The 18,674-nt window shown below is 72.1% G+C and carries 17 protein-coding genes; 10 read left to right on the top strand and 7 right to left on the bottom strand.

What is annotated here, in order from left to right; all coding sequences use genetic code 11:
• Window positions 1-160: 160 nt before the first annotated feature.
• On the bottom strand, window positions 161-1,069 hold the full coding sequence (locus tag P3G67_RS23510) for an A/G-specific adenine glycosylase (RefSeq protein WP_276095243.1): 909 nt from the start codon (window positions 1,067-1,069) through the stop codon (window positions 161-163).
• A 123-nt stretch (window positions 1,070-1,192) separates the two neighbouring features.
• Between P3G67_RS23510 and P3G67_RS23505 the strand changes: the two genes are divergently transcribed.
• Entirely contained in the window at window positions 1,193-1,996 is an 804-nt protein-coding gene (locus tag P3G67_RS23505) for a hypothetical protein (protein WP_276095242.1), read from the top strand.
• Window positions 1,997-2,005: 9 nt separating this feature from the next.
• On the opposite strand, the gene disA is transcribed toward P3G67_RS23505, so the two are convergent.
• Both disA and radA read right to left on the bottom strand, forming a co-directional pair.
• On the bottom strand, window positions 2,006-3,130 hold the full coding sequence (gene disA / locus P3G67_RS23500; RefSeq protein ID WP_269857810.1) for a DNA integrity scanning diadenylate cyclase DisA: 1,125 nt from the start codon (window positions 3,128-3,130) through the stop codon (window positions 2,006-2,008).
• A gap of 92 nt (window positions 3,131-3,222) precedes the next feature.
• Window positions 3,223-4,611: a DNA repair protein RadA gene (gene radA, locus P3G67_RS23495; protein ID WP_269857809.1), complete on the bottom strand. Its 1,389-nt coding sequence runs from the start codon at window positions 4,609-4,611 to the stop codon at window positions 3,223-3,225.
• A 346-nt stretch (window positions 4,612-4,957) separates the two neighbouring features.
• On the opposite strand from radA, the gene P3G67_RS23490 reads away from it, so the two are divergent.
• Complete coding sequence (locus tag P3G67_RS23490) at window positions 4,958-6,505, top strand: BACON domain-containing protein (protein WP_276095241.1); 1,548 nt, start codon at window positions 4,958-4,960, stop codon at window positions 6,503-6,505.
• 87 nt (window positions 6,506-6,592) lie between these two features.
• On the opposite strand, the gene P3G67_RS23485 is transcribed toward P3G67_RS23490, so the two are convergent.
• Window positions 6,593-7,396 carry a hypothetical protein gene (locus P3G67_RS23485; RefSeq protein ID WP_391858328.1) on the bottom strand — a complete coding sequence of 268 codons (804 nt, stop codon included), beginning with the start codon at window positions 7,394-7,396 and terminating at the stop codon, window positions 6,593-6,595.
• 62 nt (window positions 7,397-7,458) lie between these two features.
• On the opposite strand from P3G67_RS23485, the gene P3G67_RS23480 reads away from it, so the two are divergent.
• From P3G67_RS23480 to P3G67_RS23460, 5 genes are all read left to right on the top strand, one after another.
• Complete coding sequence (locus tag P3G67_RS23480) at window positions 7,459-8,382, top strand: Ppx/GppA phosphatase family protein (RefSeq protein WP_269857807.1); 924 nt, start codon at window positions 7,459-7,461, stop codon at window positions 8,380-8,382.
• Between the two features lie 175 nt (window positions 8,383-8,557).
• The gene (locus P3G67_RS23475; RefSeq protein ID WP_276095372.1) at window positions 8,558-9,370 is read left to right on the top strand and encodes a sugar phosphate isomerase/epimerase family protein; all 813 of its coding nucleotides are present in this window, start codon (window positions 8,558-8,560) and stop codon (window positions 9,368-9,370) included.
• Entirely contained in the window at window positions 9,367-9,990 is a 624-nt protein-coding gene (locus P3G67_RS23470) for a TetR/AcrR family transcriptional regulator (protein ID WP_276095240.1), read from the top strand. The genes P3G67_RS23475 and P3G67_RS23470 overlap by 4 nt, the downstream gene beginning before the upstream one ends.
• Window positions 9,991-10,079: 89 nt before the next feature.
• Window positions 10,080-11,921, top strand: a complete 1,842-nt coding sequence (gene ilvD / locus P3G67_RS23465) for a dihydroxy-acid dehydratase (protein ID WP_276095239.1) — start codon at window positions 10,080-10,082, stop codon at window positions 11,919-11,921.
• Window positions 11,922-11,932: 11 nt separating this feature from the next.
• Window positions 11,933-12,442 (top strand): hypothetical protein, encoded by a 510-nt coding sequence (locus tag P3G67_RS23460; RefSeq protein WP_276095238.1) that lies wholly within the window; start codon window positions 11,933-11,935, stop codon window positions 12,440-12,442.
• Between the two features lie 6 nt (window positions 12,443-12,448).
• Here the strand turns inward: P3G67_RS23460 and P3G67_RS23455 are convergent, their stop codons facing one another.
• Complete coding sequence (locus tag P3G67_RS23455) at window positions 12,449-13,096, bottom strand: LuxR C-terminal-related transcriptional regulator (RefSeq protein WP_269857803.1); 648 nt, start codon at window positions 13,094-13,096, stop codon at window positions 12,449-12,451.
• Window positions 13,048-14,442 (bottom strand): sensor histidine kinase, encoded by a 1,395-nt coding sequence (locus tag P3G67_RS23450; RefSeq protein ID WP_276095237.1) that lies wholly within the window; start codon window positions 14,440-14,442, stop codon window positions 13,048-13,050. Before P3G67_RS23450 ends, P3G67_RS23455 begins: the two co-directional genes overlap by 49 nt.
• Before the next feature lie 122 nt (window positions 14,443-14,564).
• On the opposite strand from P3G67_RS23450, the gene P3G67_RS23445 reads away from it, so the two are divergent.
• The 3 genes from P3G67_RS23445 (at window position 14,565) to proC (ending at window position 16,992) form a co-directional block, all read left to right on the top strand.
• Window positions 14,565-15,326 carry an ABC transporter ATP-binding protein gene (locus P3G67_RS23445; protein ID WP_276095236.1) on the top strand — a complete coding sequence of 254 codons (762 nt, stop codon included), beginning with the start codon at window positions 14,565-14,567 and terminating at the stop codon, window positions 15,324-15,326.
• Entirely contained in the window at window positions 15,323-16,060 is a 738-nt protein-coding gene (locus P3G67_RS23440; RefSeq protein WP_276095235.1) for an ABC transporter permease, read from the top strand. The genes P3G67_RS23445 and P3G67_RS23440 overlap by 4 nt, the downstream gene beginning before the upstream one ends.
• 122 nt (window positions 16,061-16,182) lie before the next feature.
• Entirely contained in the window at window positions 16,183-16,992 is an 810-nt protein-coding gene (proC, locus tag P3G67_RS23435; RefSeq protein ID WP_269857799.1) for a pyrroline-5-carboxylate reductase, read from the top strand.
• Between the two features lie 9 nt (window positions 16,993-17,001).
• Here the strand turns inward: proC and trpS are convergent, their stop codons facing one another.
• A complete protein-coding gene (trpS, locus tag P3G67_RS23430) occupies window positions 17,002-18,000 on the bottom strand; it encodes a tryptophan--tRNA ligase (protein ID WP_276095234.1) in 999 nt (332 codons plus the stop codon).
• Window positions 18,001-18,674 lie beyond the last annotated feature (674 nt).

Genomic DNA, 18,674 nt, shown 5'->3' with positions numbered 1-18,674 from the left:
CCCGAGAAAGGAAGGACGCAGGGAAGGACGCTAGGGACCGGCTGTTGCGGATACCCCGACCTTGGGCGCACAGCGGTTTCACAGGAACCCATCGGTTGTGTAACAACCGGAACCAACGGCCCTGACGATCACTGCGCGGTCACAGCGCGCTGACGGCCGCTCACTCAACGGGCAGGCGGTACACGCCCGGTGCGACGGGCTCCACCAGACCGTCGGCCACCAGGCCGTCCAACGCCCGGGCCCGTTGTACCGGTTCGTCCCAAACCGCATCAAGTGTGGCTTGCGTCACGGGTTCACGGGATTCGCGTAGTACGGCAAGAAGCTTGCCGCGCACCTGCCGATCGGTCCCCGCGTACGACTGGCCGCGCCGCGGCGGACCGTCGTGCTCCGGGAACCCGGCCAGCCGCCATGCGCACCGCGCCGCGATCGGGCACCGCCCGCACTGCGGACCGCGCGCCACGCAGACCAGCGCGCCCAGTTCCATCGTGGCCGCCGCCCAACGCGCCGCCGTGGCCTCTTCGTCCGGCAGCAACTGGCGCGCCAGGCGCCGCTCCGCCGCCGTGGTGGCGTTCGGCGGGTACTGCAGGCCGCTGACCGCACGGGCGAACACCCGGCGCACGTTGGTGTCCAGCACCGGATGCCGCTGGCCGTAGGCGAACGAGGCGACCGCGGCCGCCGTGTACTCGCCGACCCCGGGCAGCGCCAGCAACTCGGCGTGGTCGCTGGGGACTTCACCGCCGTGCCGCTCGGTGATGGCGTTCGCGGCGGCGTGCAGCCGCAGCGCACGGCGCGGGTAGCCGAGCCGCCCCCAGGCTCGCACCGCCTCGCCGGGCGGCTGGGCGGCCAGGTCGGCCGGGCGAGGCCACCGGGCCAGCCACTGCTCGTACATGGGCAGCACCCGCGAGACCGGAGTCTGCTGGAGCATGAACTCGCTGACCATGACCCCCCACGCACCGGCCTCCGGGCGGCGCCAGGGCAGATCGCGGGCGTTGGCCTCGTACCAGGCGTTCACCGGCAGGTGCAGCGTGGCGGCGGCGTTCCCGGTGGTACGGGCGGTATCGGTGGTCATGACGTGTTCGATCCTTCCACACCGTTCCGGCGGCGTCGAAACATATGAAGAGCTGCAAAGAGTTGAGGTCCGTGCGGCGGGTGGTGCACAGAGCGGCGTCGGATCTCCCATAGAGTTTGGTGCGTGGGCAATCTGCGCAACCCGGTGGGCCCCCTGCCCTCCTCCATCTACTGGCGGCGGCGGGCAGTTGTGCTGGGCCTGTTCGTGCTCCTCGTCGGGCTCATAGTCTGGATGCTGCTGCCCGGCGGTGACAGCAACGCCGGGCACAAGGGCGAGGCGCAGGGGCCCGGCGGCCGTACTCCGGTTCCTTCCATCACCCCAGGTCCGACGAGCAGCCAGACCGGCATCACCGCACGGCCGGGCGGCCGCGACACCGGCGGCACCAGCTCGTCCGGAGGCTCCGGCGGCAACGCGGGCGGCGGGGGCGCCGGGGGCGCCAACTCCGGTTCCTCCGGCGGCTCGTCTGGCGGTGGTTCCGGTTCCGGTGGCAACCCGCCGCCGCTTCCGGCGGACTCCGCGCTGCCCGACTGCGCTTCCGCACAGGTGCAGTTGAAGCTGCGCAGCGTGAAGAACACCTACGACCTCACCGACAAGCCCAAGTTCGAGCTGACGGCGGTCAACTCCGGTGGCAGCGCCTGCAAGGTGGACTTCGGCAGCACCGCCGCGGTGGTCACCATCGTGGACGGCTCCGGCCACCACGTGTGGGCCTCGGACGACTGCCCGCCCACCCGTGAGGCCTACCCGCTCCAGGTCCCGGCCGGTGGTTCGACCAGCTTCTACGTCCAGTGGGACCGCACCCTGAGCGTCCCGCAGTGCGCCTCGCCGTCCGGCGCGCAGACCGCGCCCTCCGGCAACTACCAGGTCAAGGTCACCACGGGCGGAATCGGTTCCGCGCAGACCACGTTCACCCTCAACGGGGGTTCCTGAGGGCCGGAACTAGACGTACCGCTCCAGGATGGAGGACTCCGCCAGACGGGACAGGCCCTCGCGGACCGAACGGGCCCGGGCCTCGCCGACGCCCTCCACCATCTGCAGGTCGTCCACGCTGGCCGCCAGCAGCTTCTGCAGACCGCCGAAGTGCTCGACCAGCCGCTCTATGACGGTGTTCGGCAGCCGGGGCACCTTGGCCAGCAGCCGGTAGCCGCGCGGGCTGACCGCGGTGTCCAGGGACTCAGGCGAGCCGGTGTAGCCCAACGCCCGGGCCACGGTGGTCAGTTCGATCAGTTCGCTCTGCGGCAGCGAGTCCAGCTCGGCCAGCGCGTCGCCGACGGTACGGGTGCGCTTCGCGGTGGGCTCCGGTACGTAGTCCCGCACCACCAGCTCGCGCTCCGGCTCCACGCCCGCGATCAACTCGTCCAGCTGGAGCGACAGCAGGCGCCCGTCGGTGCCCAACTCGGTCACGTACTCGTCGATTTCGGTGGCGATCCGGCGCACCATCTCAAGCCGCTGCGCCACCGCCGTCACGTCCCGCACGGTGACCAGGTCCTCGATCTCCAGCGCGGACAGCGTGCCCGCCACCTCGTCCAGCCGCAGCTTGTAACGTTCCAGCGTGGCCAGCGCCTGGTTGGCGCGGGACAGGATCGCCGCCGAGTCCTCCAGCACCCGGCGCTGCCCGCCGACGTACAGCGCGATCAGCCGCATCGACTGGCTGACCGATACCACCGGGAAGCCCACCTGCCGGCTGACCCGGTCCGCGGTGCGGTGCCGGGTGCCGGTCTCCTCGGTGGGGATGGTCGGGTCCGGGACGAGCTGGACGCCCGCGCGCAGGATCTTGGTGATGTCCCGGTCCATGATCACCGCGCCGTCCAGCTTGCACAGCTCGCGCAGCCGGGTCGCGGTGAACTCCACGTCCAGTACGAAGCCCCCGGTACACAGCGACTCCACGGTCTTGTCCATGCCCAGCACGATCAGCCCGCCGGTGTTGCCGCGGACCACCCGCTCCAGACCGTCCCGCAGCTCCGTACCGGGCGCTACCGCGCTGAGCGAGGCGCGCATGAGCCCGTCGGTGCCGGAACCCCCGCCAGACCTGCCGGAAGCCGCTGCCCGGTCGTTGGCTGCCACTGCTCTCCTCCGGTCGTACGGATGCCCGGACGGGCGAGACCAGGGCAAAGTCTACCGGCCACGCCACCGCCGCCGAGGGCTGCCGGTGCCCGCTAGCGCGTGCGGCCCCGGGCCGGAAGGACCCGCAGGGCCTCGCTGACGTCGGCCACCTCGGTCACCCGCATGCCCGCCGGGACCTTGCCCGGATCCTGCGGCACCAGGGCATGGGTGAAGCCCAACCGGGCCGCCTCCGCGAGCCGCCGCTGCACCCCGGTGACCCGCCGGACCTCGCCCGCCAGGCCCACCTCGCCGATCGCCACCAGGTTCTTGGGCAGTGGTGTGTCGCTGGCCGCGCTGGCCAGCGCGAGCACCACAGCCAGATCGGCGGACGGCTCGGACAACCGCACCCCGCCCACCGTGGCGCTGTAGATGTCGCACTTGCCGATCTGGTGGATGCGGCCGCGCTGCTCCAGCACCGCCAGCATCATCGACACCCGCGAGGTCTCCAGCCCCGAGGTGGTCCGCCGCGGCGAGGGGATCTGCGAGGCGACGGTGAGCGCCTGCACCTCGGCGACCAGCGGGCGGCGGCCCTCCAGCGTGACGGTCAGACAGGTGCCCGGCACCGCCTCGTCACGCCGGGTCAGGAACAGGCCCGACGGGTCGGCCAGGCCCGTGATGCCCTCGTCGTGCAGTTCGAAGCAGCCCACCTCGTCGGTCGCGCCGTACCGGTTCTTCACTCCGCGGATCAGCCGCAGCCGGGCATGCCGGTCGCCCTCGAAGTGCAGCACCACGTCGACCAGGTGCTCCAGCAGCCGGGGACCCGCGATCGCACCGTCCTTGGTGACGTGGCCGACCAGGATCGTGGACATCCCGCGCTCCTTGGACGCCCGGATCAGCGCCCCGGCCACCTCGCGGACCTGCGCCATCCCGCCCGGCGCGCCGTCGATCTCCGGCGAGGCCACGGTCTGCACCGAGTCCAGCACCAGCAACGCGGGCTTGACGTCGTCCAGATGGCCGAGGACCGCGCTCAGATCGGTCTCCGCAGCGAGGTACAGATGGTCGCTGATCGCCCCGATCCGGTCCGCCCGCAGCCGCACCTGCCCGGCGGACTCCTCTCCCGTCACATACAGCGTCCTGGCCTGGCCGCTGGCCGCCTTCGCCGCCACGTCCAGCAGCAGCGTCGACTTGCCGACCCCCGGCTCGCCCGCCAGCAGCACCACGGCGCCCGGCACCAGGCCGCCGCCCAGCACCCGGTCCAGCTCCGGCACGCCCGTGCCGCGAGCGGTCGCCTGCCGCCCGTCGACCTGCCCGATCGGCCGCGCCGGTGCGGTGACCCGGCCCGGCGCGGTGGTGCGCACGGCGGGGGCGGCGCCGTACTCCTCGACGGTGCCCCACGTCTGGCACTCCCCGCACCGGCCGACCCACTTGACGGTGGTCCAGCCGCACTCGGTGCAGCGATAGGACGGTCGGTCCTTTGCGGTCGTACGCGTACGGGCAGCCATGACCGCCACCGTAGCGGTGGGGTCCGACAACCCTGGTCCGGGCTCTCTCGCCTCCGGGCGCTTTGCCCCGGTCTCGGCACTCCACGTCGAGCGGCCGGTCCCCCGCCGCTCCCTCCGCCGTCCTCGTCGCCGTCGGGACCGGCGCGCCCTTCGGCTCACTCGCGGCGGCATGCCGCAAGACGGCCTGGCACCGCAGGCACCCGGGTGGTGCGCCGTTGGCCCGGTACGGCGTCACCCATATGGCCGAACCTGGTGTCCTCCTTTGCGGGTGAAGTGCACCCGAAAGGGTTAAACCTTGCGATCGGGGGTGGGATGGCGCTAATCGCCGCCCTACCGTCGCCCAGTGATGAGCAGGCCCGAACACCCCCAGTCGCCCCCCACCATCACCGGTGCGCACCGGGCCGTGCCGCGAGTCGGCCGCCGCGTGCCCGGCCCCGCTCCCTCGCCGTACGAGCCGTATCTGGACGGGCTGTTCACCTACTGCCTGTCGGTGCTGTGCGAACGCGACACCGCCGTCGCCGCGCTCGGCGACACCCTCGCCGTCGCCGAGCGCTACCGGGGACGGCTGCGCGACCCCGAGTTGCGCCGCCCCTGGCTGTACGCCATCGCCCGCTGGGCCTGCCTGCGCCGCCTCGCCGAGGGGCGCCCCGCCGTCGGCTCACCGGAGACCTCGCAGCAGGCCGCCCAGGAGCGCCGCCGCGAACTCGCCGCCCTCGCCTGGCCGGAGGCCGCCGGAACCAGCCCGGAACAGCGCGAGGCCATCGAACTCGCCGTACGGCACCAGCTGTCCGAACGCGAGATCGCGATGGTCACCGGAATGGACCGGGAGATCGCCCGCGCCCTGCTCTCCCGAGCCGCCTGCGAGATCGAACGCACCCGCACCGCGCTGGCGGTGGTCGAACTCGGCAGCTGCCCGGCCGTCGCCCGGCTCGCCGGGGACACCCAGGTGCTGCTCGGTACGGCGCTGCGCCGGGAACTCGTACGGCACGTCGACGAGTGCCCGGCGTGCCGCCTCACCGCGGAACAGGCGGTGGCCGCCGGACCGTGGCCGGGCACCGCCACCCCGTCCGTGCTCTCCGTACTGGAGGCGCCGCGGCAGGCCGCGCACAGCGCCATGCAGCACTCGCTGCGCGCCATGCGCGCCGGTGGGCACCGTCCGGTACCGCACTTCGACCGGCGGGGCTTCCCGGTGGACAGCAAGGACCGGGCCGCCCGCCGCGCGCTGATCCGGCACCGCGCGGTGACCACCACGGTGGTCGCGGCCGTGGTGGCCGCCCCGGCCCTGGCGCTGTGGGCCGCGTACCGCAGCGCCCCGCACACCGGGGAGAGCCAGGACGCCACCACCGTCTCCGCCACCGAGGCGGACGGCGGTGACGGCTACTCGTACCAGAAGGCGGGCAGCAGCGGGCGGCTCGCGGAGGAGCGCGGACGCAAGGACGGCAGCGGCGGCCCCAGCGCGCTGCCCGGCAGCCCGGGCGCCTCGCCGAGCGGTACGGGCAGCGTGTCGTCCGCACCCGGCGCGCCCGGTTCACCGTCCCCGTCCGGCTCCGGCGGCAGCGGCGCGCCGTCCCCGGGCCGACTCACCGTCAGTGCCCAGCCGGCCGGCACCGACACGCTGATCACACTGACCAACGAGGGCGGCTCACCGATCCACTGGGCCGCCTCGACGGGCGCGTCCTGGCTCCAACTCAGCCTCGCGGCGGGTCAGTTGAGCCCTGGCGAGAGCGTCACGGTGACGGTGACCGTGAACCGCCAGGCGGAACCGGCCGGCCCCTGGCGGGGCCGCATCGTCTTCACGCCGTCCGGCGCCATGGTCACCATCGAGGGCCAGGGCCAGCCCTCCCCGACCCCCTCCGCCACCACGACGCCGACACCTCGGGCGTCGGCGTCATAACCGGGGCATCGGGGGCTTGCCCCGAGTGAGCGGGGGTTCGGCGGACGCCCCGAAAGACACAGACCCGTACCCCCGCCCCGGCAGGGGCTACGCCGGATCCGCCGGGTGGGGGGCCACCAGGGGCAACTGCGCGGCCAGCCGCGCCTCGCACAGCTCCGCCAGCTTGCCGTATCCGGCCGAACCCATCAGCTCGGTGAGCTCCGGCCGGTACGACAGGTAGACCGGTTCGCCGCCTCCGTGCGCGGAGGTGGCGCTGGTGCACCACCAGTGCAGGTCGTGCCCGCCCGGGCCCCAGCCGCGCCGGTCGTACTCGCCGATCGACACCACCAGCACCCGGCTGTCATCGGGCCGGTCCACCCACTCGTACGTCCGGCGGATCGGCAGCTGCCAGCACACGTCCGGCTTGGTCTCCAGCGGCTCGCGGCCTTCGCGCAGCGCCAGCGTGTGCAGTGCGCAGCCCTCGCCGCCCGGGAACCCCGGCCGGTTCAGGAAGACGCACGCGCCGTCCACCCGGCGGGTCTGCCGGTCGCCGTCCTCGTTGACCTCGGCCCAGCCCTCCGGGCCGGTACCGATGTCGTACAGCTGCCAGGTCTGCGGGGTCAGCCGGGCCGCGTGCTTGGCGACCCGCGCCTCGTCGTCCTCGTCCGAGAAGTGCGCGCCCAGCGTGCAGCAGCCGTCGCTGGCCCGGCCCGCCTCGATGCCCTGGCAACCGCGGCCGAACACACACGTCCAGCGGGAGGTGAGCCAGGTCAGGTCACATCGGAAGACCTGCTCGTCATCGGCCGGGTCGGGAAACTCGACCCAGGCCCGCGGGAAGTCCAGACCGACCTCGTCGGCCGCGTCCCGCTGCTGCTTCTTCTTCGACTTCTTCACCTTTGCCGCCTTTGCCACGCGGTCCAGGGTAGGGGCTGCCCCCGCTCACCGCGGCGTACGGACGCGCTAGCGTCTTGGCTATGCGACTCGGAGTACTCGACGTGGGGTCCAACACCGTCCACCTGCTGGTGGTGGACGCGCATCCGGGCGCGCGGCCACAGCCCGCGTACTCCCACAAGGCGGAGCTGAAGCTGGCCGAACTGCTCGACGAGAAGGGGGCCATCGACGACGCGGGCGTCGAGCAGCTGATCGCGCAGATCCTGGAGGCCCGGCAGGTCGCCGAGGACAAGGGCGTGGAGGAGGTCCTTCCGTTCGCCACCTCGGCGGTACGGGAGGCGGCCAACGGTGAGCAGGTGCTGGCCCGGGTCGCCCAGGAGACCGGCACCGAGCTGGCCGTGCTCTCCGGCGAGGACGAGGCCCGGCTGACCTTCCTGGCCGCCCGCCGCTGGTTCGGCTGGTCGGCCGGACGGCTGCTGGTGCTGGACATCGGCGGCGGCTCGCTGGAGGTCGCCTACGGGATCGACGAGCAGCCGGACGCGGCGGTCTCGCTGCCGCTGGGCGCGGGGCGGCTCACGGCCGCCGGTCTGCCCGGTGATCCGCCTTCGGCGGAGGACGTGCGGGCGCTGCGCAAGCACGTCCGGGCGGAGATCGCCCGGACGGTCTCCGAGTTCGCCCGGCTCGGCACGCCGGACCATGTGGTCGGTACGTCCAAGACGTTCAAGCAACTCGCCCGGATCGCGGGCGCGGCCCGCTCCGCGGAGGGGCTGTACGTGCAGCGCACGCTGGGGCGGCGGGCGCTGGAGGAGTGGGTGCCGCGGCTGGCGAACATGACCGCGGCAGAGCGGGCGATGCTGCCCGGGGTGTCCGCGGGGCGTGCCCGCCAGTTGCTGGCGGGCGCGCTGGTGGCGGAGGGCGCGATGGACCTGTTCGAGCTGGACGAGCTGGAGATCTGCCCCTGGGCGCTGCGGGAGGGAGTCATCTTGCGGCGGCTCGACCGGATCTAGTCCGGCACTTCCACCCGGGGCCGACGCGCCTACCCGGGACCACCCCCCACCCGGGGTAACCGGGATCACGCTCGCCGTGCGCCGGTGCCCCCGTACGCTGTTGCCCGTGGCCGACCCAACGCACCCGCACCCGCAGCGCACCCCGCGCGCAGGAGGCACGGCGAAGCGCCGTGCCGTGACGGTGCCGGACGCCAAGGTCGCCCTGTCGACCGCGTCCGTATACCCGGAGTCCACCGCGACCGCCTTCGAGATCGCCGCCCGACTGGGCTACGACGGCGTCGAGGTGATGGTCTGGACGGACCCGGTCAGCCAGGACATCGAGGCGCTGCGCCGCCTGTCGGACTACCACGGCGTGCCGATCCTGGCCGTCCACGCACCGTGTCTGCTGATCACCCAGCGGGTCTGGTCCACCGATCCGTGGATCAAGCTGCAACGCGCCCGCAGCGCCGCCGAGCGGCTGGGCGCGTCCACGGTCGTGGTGCATCCGCCCTTCCGGTGGCAGCGCAACTACGCCCGGGACTTCGTGCGGGGCGTCTGGCGGATGGCCGACGAGACCGATGTCCGGTTCGCGGTGGAGAACATGTACCCGTGGCGCTACCGCGACCGCGAGATGCTGGCGTACGCCCCCGACTGGGACCCCACCAAGGAGGACTTCCGGCACTTCACGGTCGACCTCTCGCACACCGCGACGGCCCGCAACGATGCGCTGGAGATGGTCGACCGGATGGGCGACCGGCTGGCACATGTGCACCTTGCCGACGGAAACGGTTCTGCCAAGGACGAGCACCTGGTGCCCGGCCGGGGCAGCCAGCCGTGCGCCGAACTGCTGGAGGGGCTGGCCGCGAGCGGCTTCAGCGGCCATGTGGTGGTCGAGGTCAACACCCGGCGGGCGATGTCCGCCGCCGAACGTGAGGCCGACCTGGCCGAGGCCCTGGCCTTCACCCGGCTGCACCTGGCCTCCGAGGCGGGGGTCGGCCGCACCCGATGACCGAACACGAGCAGCCGCCCACCCGACGCCGCCGTGGCCGTCCCACCGGTGCCCGCGCCGGTGACTCCGGCACCCGGGAGCGGATCCTGGGCGCCGCCCGTGGCGTGTTCGCCGAGCGCGGCTACGACAAGACCTCGATCCGGGCGATCGCCAAGGCCGCCGAGGTCGACCCGGCGCTGGTCCACCACTACTTCGGCGCCAAGGAGCAGATCTTCGAGGCGGCGATCGAGGTCAGCTTCGCGCCCGCGCTGGGCGTGCCCGACGTGCTGGCCGCGGGTCCCGACCAGGTGGGGGAGCGGCTGGCCCGCTACTTCCTGTCGGTGTGGCACAACCCGGCGACCCGTGCCCCGCTGCTCGCCGTGGTGCGCTCGGCGGTCACCAACGAGACGGCGGCGGGCGTACTGCGCGGCTTCGTACTGCGCCGGGTGCTGCTGAAGGTGGCGGGCGAGCTGGACCTGCCGGACGCCCGGCTGCGCGCGGAACTGGCCGCCGCGCAGTTGATCGGCGTGGTGCTGGTGCGCTACGTGCTCAAGGTGGAGCCGCTGGCCTCGGCGACGGAGGAGGAGATCGTCGCGTACGTGGCGCCCACCATCCAGCGCTACCTGACCGCCGCCGAGTGAGGCTGTCCGGATCGCGGACGGCACGTCCGCATCCCGACACGGTAGGCGTACCCTCGGAAGGCGCCCACGAATTCGAGGAGTGAGGTCCCGTGCCCGAGCTGAGGTCACGTACGGTCACCCACGGCCGCAACATGGCGGGAGCCCGCGCGCTGCTGCGCGCGGCAGGCGTAGCCGGTGAGGACTTCGGCAAGCCGATCATCGCGGTGGCCAACAGCTTCACCGAGTTCGTGCCCGGCCACACCCACCTCGCCCCCGTGGGCCGTATCGTCTCCGACGCCATCAAGCAGGCGGGCGGCATCCCGCGCGAGTTCAACTCGATCGCGGTGGACGACGGCATCGCCATGGGACACGGCGGAATGCTCTACTCCCTGCCGTCCCGGGACCTGATCGCCGACTCCGTGGAGTACATGGTCGAGGCGCACCGCGCGGACGCCCTGGTCTGCATCTCCAACTGCGACAAGATCACTCCGGGCATGTTGATGGCCGCCCTGCGGCTCGACATCCCCACGGTCTTCGTCTCCGGCGGCCCCATGGAGGCCGGCAAGGCCGTGCTGGTGGACGGAACGGTGCGCACCGGTCTCGACCTGATCTCGGCGATGTCCGACGCCGTCTCGGACTCGGTCTCCGACGAGGACCTGGCCCGGATCGAGGAGGCCGCCTGTCCGACCTGCGGCTCGTGTTCCGGCATGTTCACCGCCAACTCGATGAACTGCCTGGTCGAGGCGCTGGGCCTGGCGCTGCCCGGCAACGGCTCGGTGCTCGCCACCCACACCGCCCGCAAGAGGCTGTACGAGGACGCGGGCCGCACCGTCGTCGAGCTCACGAAGCGGTACTACGACCAGGACGATGCGACCATCCTGCCGCGCGCCGTCGCCAACCGCGCCGCGTTCGAGAACGCCATGGCCATGGACATCGCCATGGGCGGCTCGACCAACACGATCCTGCACCTGCTCGCCGCCGCCCAGGAGGCCGAGCTGGACTTCACGATGGCCGACATCGACCAGCTCTCCCGCGGTGTGCCGTGCCTGTGCAAGGTGGCCCCCAACGGCACGTACCACATGGAGGACGTGCACCGGGCGGGCGGCATCCCGGCGATCCTCGGCGAACTGCACCGGGCCGGGCTGCTGGACGAGAGCGTGCACGCGGTGCACTCGGCGTCCCTCGCCGACTGGCTGAAGAAGTGGGACGTCCGCGGCGGCTCCCCGTCCCCCGAGGCCGTGGAGCTGTTCCACGCGGCGCCCGGCTGCGTTCGCTCGGCCACCGCGTTCTCCCAGTCCGAGCGGTGGGACTCGCTGGACACCGACGCCGAGTCCGGCTGCGTCCGTGATGTCGCGCACGCCTACTCCGCCGACGGCGGCCTCGCGGTGCTGCGCGGCAACCTCGCCGTGGACGGCTGTGTGGTCAAGACCGCCGGGGTGGACGAGTCGATCCTGGTCTTCGAGGGTCCCGCGGTGGTCGTGGAGTCCCAGGAGCAGGCGGTCGACGCGATCTTGAACAAGCGGGTCAAGGAGGGCGACGTGGTGGTCGTCCGCTACGAGGGACCCAAGGGCGGGCCGGGCATGCAGGAGATGCTCTACCCGACCGCGTTCCTCAAGGGCCGCGGCCTGGGCAAGGCGTGTGCGCTGATCACCGACGGCCGGTTCTCCGGTGGCACCTCCGGCCTGTCGATCGGCCATGTCTCCCCGGAGGCGGCGGCCGGCGGAACGATCGCGCTGGTCAGGGACGGTGACCTGATCCGCATCGACATTCCGGCCCGGTCCGTCGAGCTGAAGGTGGGCGAGTCGGAGCTGGCCGAGCGGCGCGCGGCGCTCGGCGGGGTGTACCGCCCGGTCGACCGCGACCGCCATGTCTCCACCGCGCTCAAGGCGTACGCGGCCATGGCGACCAGTGCCGACAAGGGTGCGGTGCGGGACGTCAGCAAGCTCGGGTGACAATTGCCGGTGTGAGCGAGGCAGAGCAGCAGCGCAGCAGCGACGAGGGTGGCCCGGAGCCCGAGCCCATCCGGTTCTTCGGTACCACCTGGGTGCACCACGACGGCGGCTACGGCTGGCGGCGGGCCGGTCTCGCGATCGGCTCGCTGCTCGCCGCGGCGGCCGGGGCGTTCGTGGTGCGCTTCGCCTACCAGGGCTTCGACACCGCCGATGTGGGCGCCTTCGTCAAGATCCTGTTCGTCGCGGCCTTCGCCATCTGCACCGCGCTGGCCTTCCGGCAGACCTGGGACGGCTTCAACCGCCGCCCCGAGTCCAGGGGCGACAACCGCGGACTGCTGCTGATCGGCTTCATCGGCTCGCTGTTCGCTTACTTCGTGCGCTGCCTGCGTGAGGCGCCGGGGGAGCGGCTGCGCCGCACCGAGTACGAGCGGGCCCGTGAGGCGTATGAGCGGCGGCGCTCCACACGCACCGGCAACCCGGCGGCACGCTCCGCCAACTCCGGCAGGCGCAAGCGCCGTTGACCCGCGTCACGCCCCGTTGAGGTAGGCCAGCACGGCCAGCACCCGGCGGTTGTCGTCGTCCGAGGCGGCCAGGCCCAGCTTGGCGAAGATGCTGGTGGTGTGCTTGCTGACCGCCCCCTCGCTGATGAACAGCCGCCCCGCCACAGCTGTGTTGGAGCGGCCCTCCGCCATCAGCTCCAGCACCTCGCGCTCGCGCGGGGTCAGCGCGGCCAGCGGCTCGTCCCGTGCGTTGCTGCGCAGCAGCTTGGCGATGACATCCGGGTCCATCGCGGTGCCGCCCGCGGCCACCCGCCGTACCGCGTCGGTGAACTGCTCGGCGTTGAACACCCGGTCCTTGAGCAGATAGCCCACCCCGCCGGAGCCGTCCGCCAGCAGCTCGCGCGCGTACAACTGCTCCACGTGCTGGGACAGTACGAGCACCGGCAGGCCCGGCACCTCGCGCCGGGCGGCCAGCGCGGCCTGCAGCCCCTCGTCGGTGAACGTCGGCGGCAGCCGTACGTCCACCACCGCGACGTCCGGCCGCAGTTCGACCAGCGCCCGCTGCAACTCGGGGCCGCTCTCCACGGCCGCCGCGATCTCGAAGCCATGAGCCTCAAGCAGCCGGATCAGGCCGTCCCGTAGGAGGTAGAGGTCCTCGGCGAGGACAATGCGCACGGTAGCTCCAGGGTCACGATGGTCGGTCCGCCCTTGGGACTGCTCAGGGCCAGCACGCCGTCAAACGTAGCGAGCCTGCGCTCGACGCCGCGCAGCCCACTGCCGTTGGAGGCGTCGGCACCGCCGCGGCCGTCGTCGGTGACCTGCACCCGCAGCGCGTCGCCGGTGTGGTGCACGTCGATCCACACCCGGTCGGCCGCCGCGTGCCGGGCCGCGTTGGTCAGCAGCTCGCTCACCGCGAAGTACACCGCGGACTCCACCGGTGGTTCGGCCCGCCCCGGCAGGTCCTCGGTCACCTCGACGGCCAGCGGGCTGTCCAGCGCGAGCGCCCTGATCGCGTCCGCCAGGCCGCGCTCGGCGAGCACCGGCGGATGGATCCCGCGCACCAGGCCGCGCAGTTCGCGCAGCGCCGTCGCCGACGCCTCCCGGGACTGCGCCAGCAGCGCCTTGGCGGCGGCCGGGTCGCGCTCCAGCAACTGCTCGACCGCGCCCAGGTTCAGGCCCATCGCGACCAGCCGGGCCTGGACGCCGTCGTGCAAGTCCCTTTCGATCCGGCGCAGTTCGGCGGCCTGTGCGTCGAGGGCGTCGGCCCGGGTCTCGGTGAGCCGCCGCACCCGCTGCCGCAACTGGGCGTTCCGCGGCGGCGAGAGCAGCTTCGCCGACCAGGCGCCGTAGCGTTGGACCAGGGCCGGGGCCAGCCCGAACCCGCCGAAGAACGTCGCGCCCAGCAGGACGTGCGCGGGCCAGGACAGCTCCCCGTCGGGCGCGGCCAGAAACCAGGTGTAGACGGTGCTGTCGCCCTGTCCCAGATGGTGCGCCCCCCAGGCGATCACCGGTATGAGCTGGCCGATCAGCCCATAGCCGATCAGCGCCGCCGGTACCGTGGCCAGCACCCCGAGCACCAGGGCACTGGACAGCCAGCGCAGATCACGCCAGATCGCCGGATCGGTGGTGAACTGCTGGAAGTCGAGCTCCCACTGGCCCGGCACCGTGCGCTTGACGCGCCTGCCGAAGCGGTACCGCCCGTCGGGCAGCGTCTCCACGGTGACCTGCGGCTTGTACGCCTCCGGGACCTCGATGCCGAACTCCTCGGCCAGCACGCGGCGTTCGCGCCTGGCCATGCACTGGGTCAGCCGCAGCGCGGGCGGTGCCAGGAAGACCAGTCCCACGCAGAACGTCAACGCCGTGGCGGCCAGCGCCACCGCCAGCGGCATCACGGTCCCCAGCGACCTGCGGAACATCCGCAGCCCGAGCCCCAGCGCCCTCCACTGCTCGGCCCGCCGGACCCGGCGGGCCAGCCGCTCGCGGTCGTGGGTCCTCCGCCGTGCTCGCCCTTGTCCCCTCATGGCACCAGTTTCGGCGAGCGCCGGGCCGCTGGCACTGCCTCCAGGGCCCGATCCGGGGTGGGGCCAGACCCACCCCGCGCCCCTTGACGCCGGCGGCACCGACGCGCATTATTCATCGCGTGATGAATTCAGCTCCACCGGCCGTACGCGCCGCCGGCCTCACCGTGACCCGCGGTGCCCGTACCGTCCTCCAGGGCCTCGACTTCACCGTTCCCCGCGGCCAGGTCACCGGCCTGCTCGGCCCCAGCGGCTGCGGCAAGTCCACGCTGCTGCGCGCCCTGGTCGGCGCCCAGGCCAAGGTCGCCGGGCGGCTCGACGTCCTGGGCCACCCCGCGGGCCATCCCGTACTGCGCTCCCGCGTCGGCTACGTGACCCAGGCGCCCTCGGTGTACACAGATCTGACGGTAAGTCAGAACCTGGACTACTTCGCCACCGTGCTCGCCCCGGGCACGGCACGCGCCGACCGCCGGTCGACCGTTCGCCGGGTACTCGCCGAGGTCGACCTCACCGCACACGCCGACCACCTCGTCAGCCGCCTCTCCGGCGGCCAGCGCTCCCGCGCCTCGCTCGCCGTCGCCCTGCTCGGCACCCCCGAACTGCTCGTCCTGGACGAGCCCACCGTCGGACTCGACCCGGTGCTCCGCCGCGAGCTGTGGCACCTCTTCCACCGCCTGGCCGCCGACCACGGCACCACCCTGCTGGTCTCCAGCCACGTCATGGACGAGGCCGAACGCTGCGACCGGCTGCTGCTCATGCGCGACGGACGACTGCTCGCCGACGACACCCCCGACGCACTACGCGCCAGCACCCGCACCGCCACCGTCGAGGACGCCTTCCTGCACCTCGTGGACCAGGCCGCACACCACCAGGAAGCGACCCGATGACCGCCCAGCGCACCCTCGCCACCGCCCGCCGGGTACTGCGCCAACTCGGCCACGACCCGCGCACCATCGCCCTCATGCTGGGCGTCCCGCTCGTTCTGCTCACCCTGCTCTACTGGGCCTTCCACGCCACCCCGCAGACCTTCGACCACATCGGGCCAGCACTGCTCGGCGTCTTCCCACTGATCGTGATGTTCCTGGTCACCTCGATCGCGACGCTGCGCGAACGCACCTCGGGCACCCTGGAGCGTCTGCTGTCGATGCCGCTGCATAAGGCCGAGCTGATCCTCGGCTACGCGCTCGCCTTCGGCCTGCTCGCCATCGTCCAGGCCGCCCTCGCCACCGGCCTCGCCGTCGGACTGCTCCACCTCAGCCTCGCCGGCTCCACCTGGCTGCTGCTGCTCGTCGCCGTGCTCGACGCACTGCTCGGCACCGCGCTCGGGCTGTTCGTCAGCGCCTTCGCGGCCAGCGAGTTCCAGGCCGTCCAGTTCATGCCCGCGGTGATCTTCCCGCAACTGCTGCTGTGCGGCCTGTTCGTACCGCGCGGCGCCATGCCGACCGCGCTGTCCTACGTCTCCGACGCCCTGCCCATGTCATACGCCGTCGACGCCATGACCCGCGTCTCGCTCGACGCCTCCGCCAACGCGGACCTGCTGCGCGACCTCGCCGTCATCGCGGGCAGCGCCCTGCTCGTACTGGCCCTCGGCTCGGCCACACTACGGCGCCGCACACCGTAGGACAGAGAAGCGGGCGGGTGGGGAAAACCCACGCGTACCCGCGACCGGCCCGCACACGCGCACCCCGAGATGCGACGATGGCCCGGCAACCAGCCAGAACGGCAGCGGAAAGGTGAAGCACGATGCCCCAGAAAGTCGCCGTACTAGGCACCGGAAAGATCGGCGAAGCGCTGCTCTCCGGAATGATCCGAGCCGGTTGGGCCCCGGGGGACCTGCTGGTCACCACCCGCCGCGCGGACCGCGCCGCGGAACTGCGTACCCGGTACGGTGTCGACGCGGTCAGCAACGTCGAAGCCGCCAAGGCCGCTGACACCCTCATCCTCACCGTCAAGCCGCAGGACATGGCAGCCCTGCTGGACGAACTCGCCGCGCACGTCCCCGCCGACCGCCTGGTGGTCTCCGCCGCCGCGGGCATCACCACCGCGTTCCTCCAGGAGCGGCTCGCCGACGGCACCCCGGTGGTACGGGTCATGCCCAACACCCCGGTCCTGGTGGACGAGGGCATGTCCGTCATCTCCGCCGGGAGCCACGCCACCGAAGCGCACCTGATCCGCACCGAGGAGATCTTCAAGCCGGTCGGCAAGACGCTGCGGGTCCCCGAGTCCCAACAGGACGCGGCCACCGCGCTGTCCGGCTCCGGCCCCGCCTACTTCTACTACCTGGTCGAGGCGATGACCGACGCGGGCATCCTGCTCGGCCTGCCCCGCGCCCAGGCCCACGACCTGATCGTCCAGGCCGCCATCGGCGCCGCCGTCATGCTCCGGGACAGCGGCGAGCACCCGGTCAAGCTCCGCGAGGCCGTCACCTCCCCCGCGGGGACCACCATCAGCGCCATCCGCGAACTGGAGAACCACGGCGTACGGGCCGCGCTGCTCGCCGCCCTGGAGGCCGCCCGCGACCGCAGTCGCGAACTGGCCTCCGGGAACGGCTGATTCACCGGCCTACAGCGCTGGCAGCAGCCCGATCGCCGAGTACGCCGCGTCAACGGTCGGGCGGGCCAGCGCCCGCGCCCGCTCGGCGCCCTCCCGCAACACCCGGTCCACCTGGCCCGGATCGGCGCACAGTTCGCCATGCCGCTCCCGCAACGGCCGCAGCACCTCGACCACCGCCTCCGCGGTGTCCTTCTTCAACGCGCCGTACGAGTCGTAGCCCTCGGCCAGTTCCTCCGGTGAACTCCCCGTGCACGCCGCCAGGATGTCCAGCAGGTTCGCCACCCCCGGCCGCGTGTCGGGCTCGTACGCGACCTCACTGCCGCTGTCCGTCACCGCGCGCATCACCTTCCTGCGGATCACGTCCGGCTCGTCCAGCAGATAGACGATCCCGGCCGTCGCGGCATGGGACTTGCCCATCTTCGAAGCCGGATCCTGGAGATCCATCACCCGAGCGGCCACCTGCGGACGGACCGCCCTCGGCACGGTGAATGCGTGCCCGTACCGCTGGTTGAACCGGACCGCCAGATCCCGGGCCAGTTCCACGTGCTGCGTCTGGTCGTCCCCGACCGGCACCTCGTCCGCCTGGTACGCCAGGATGTCCGCCGCCATCAACGCCGGATAGGTCAGCAGCGACAGCCGTACGCTCCCGCCGCGCTGCTGCTCGCGGGCCGCCTTCTCCTTGTACTGGATCATGCGCCGCATCTCGCCGTCGGTGGCGGTGCACTCCATCAGGTACGACAGCCGGGCGTGCTCGTCGACGTGACTCTGGACGAACACGGTGCACCGGCCGGGGTCCAGCCCGGCCGCCAGCAGCAGGGTGGCCGCCTGGCGGCTCAGCCGCCGCACGCGGCCGGGATCGTGGTCGACGGTCAGCGCGTGCAGGTCGACGACGCAGAAAAGGGCGTCCGCCCGGTGCTGGTCCACCTCCACCCACCGGCGTACGGCGCCGAGGTAGTTGCCCAAGGTGAGGTGGCCGGTCGGCTTGATACCGCTGAAGATTCGCGTCATCTCGCTGTCTCCCTGGATACGGGCCGCCTACCGCGGCGGCCGGATGCGGGAGCGGATACGCCAACGGCCGCCGAAGCGGCGGCCGTTGGATGCATGCACTGAGGGGCGGCCGCCGTCAGGCGGGCCACCACTGCTGGGTGAGCGCATGCGAAGTCATGGCAGGCAGCGTAGCGCGCGGCGAGCCAACTGGCGCGGCTTGTAAGCCATACGGGCCTGGTGTAGAGTCGAACAGTTGCCGCGGGCCGAACAAGGTCCAACGGCAGCCACTTCCGCCGCTCCGCGGCAAACCACTACTGCACGGCCTCCCTTCAGGGTCAATTTCGGCATGCCGAAATTCGATTCGATCGGCTCGATTATGAGCCGGCGGGGAAATCCGCTAAAGTAGTGAACACGCCGGACGGGCCGAGAGGCCGGAAAGGCAGAGCAGGAAATCCCGCCAGCGGGAATCGGGTCCGAAAAGATCTGATAAGCTGGAGAAACCGAAGGGAAAGCCCGAAGGGAAAGCCCGGAGGGACCGGTGAGACGGTCTCGAAGGAAGCTTCCGTTTCTTGAGAACTCAACAGCGTGCCAAAAGTCAACGCCAGATATGTTGATACCCCGTCCATCTCGGACGAGGTTCCTTTGAAGAAATAACACAGCGAGGACGCTGTGCACTACCGGGATTATTCCTCCTG

Origin of the sequence: Streptomyces silvisoli (genome assembly GCF_029269905.1) — a bacterium.
Taxonomy (GTDB): Bacteria; Actinomycetota; Actinomycetes; order Streptomycetales; family Streptomycetaceae; genus Streptantibioticus_A; species Streptantibioticus_A silvisoli_A.
The sequence above is the reverse complement of the archived record's forward strand: the minus strand, read 5'-3'. Positions and strand labels throughout refer to the sequence as shown.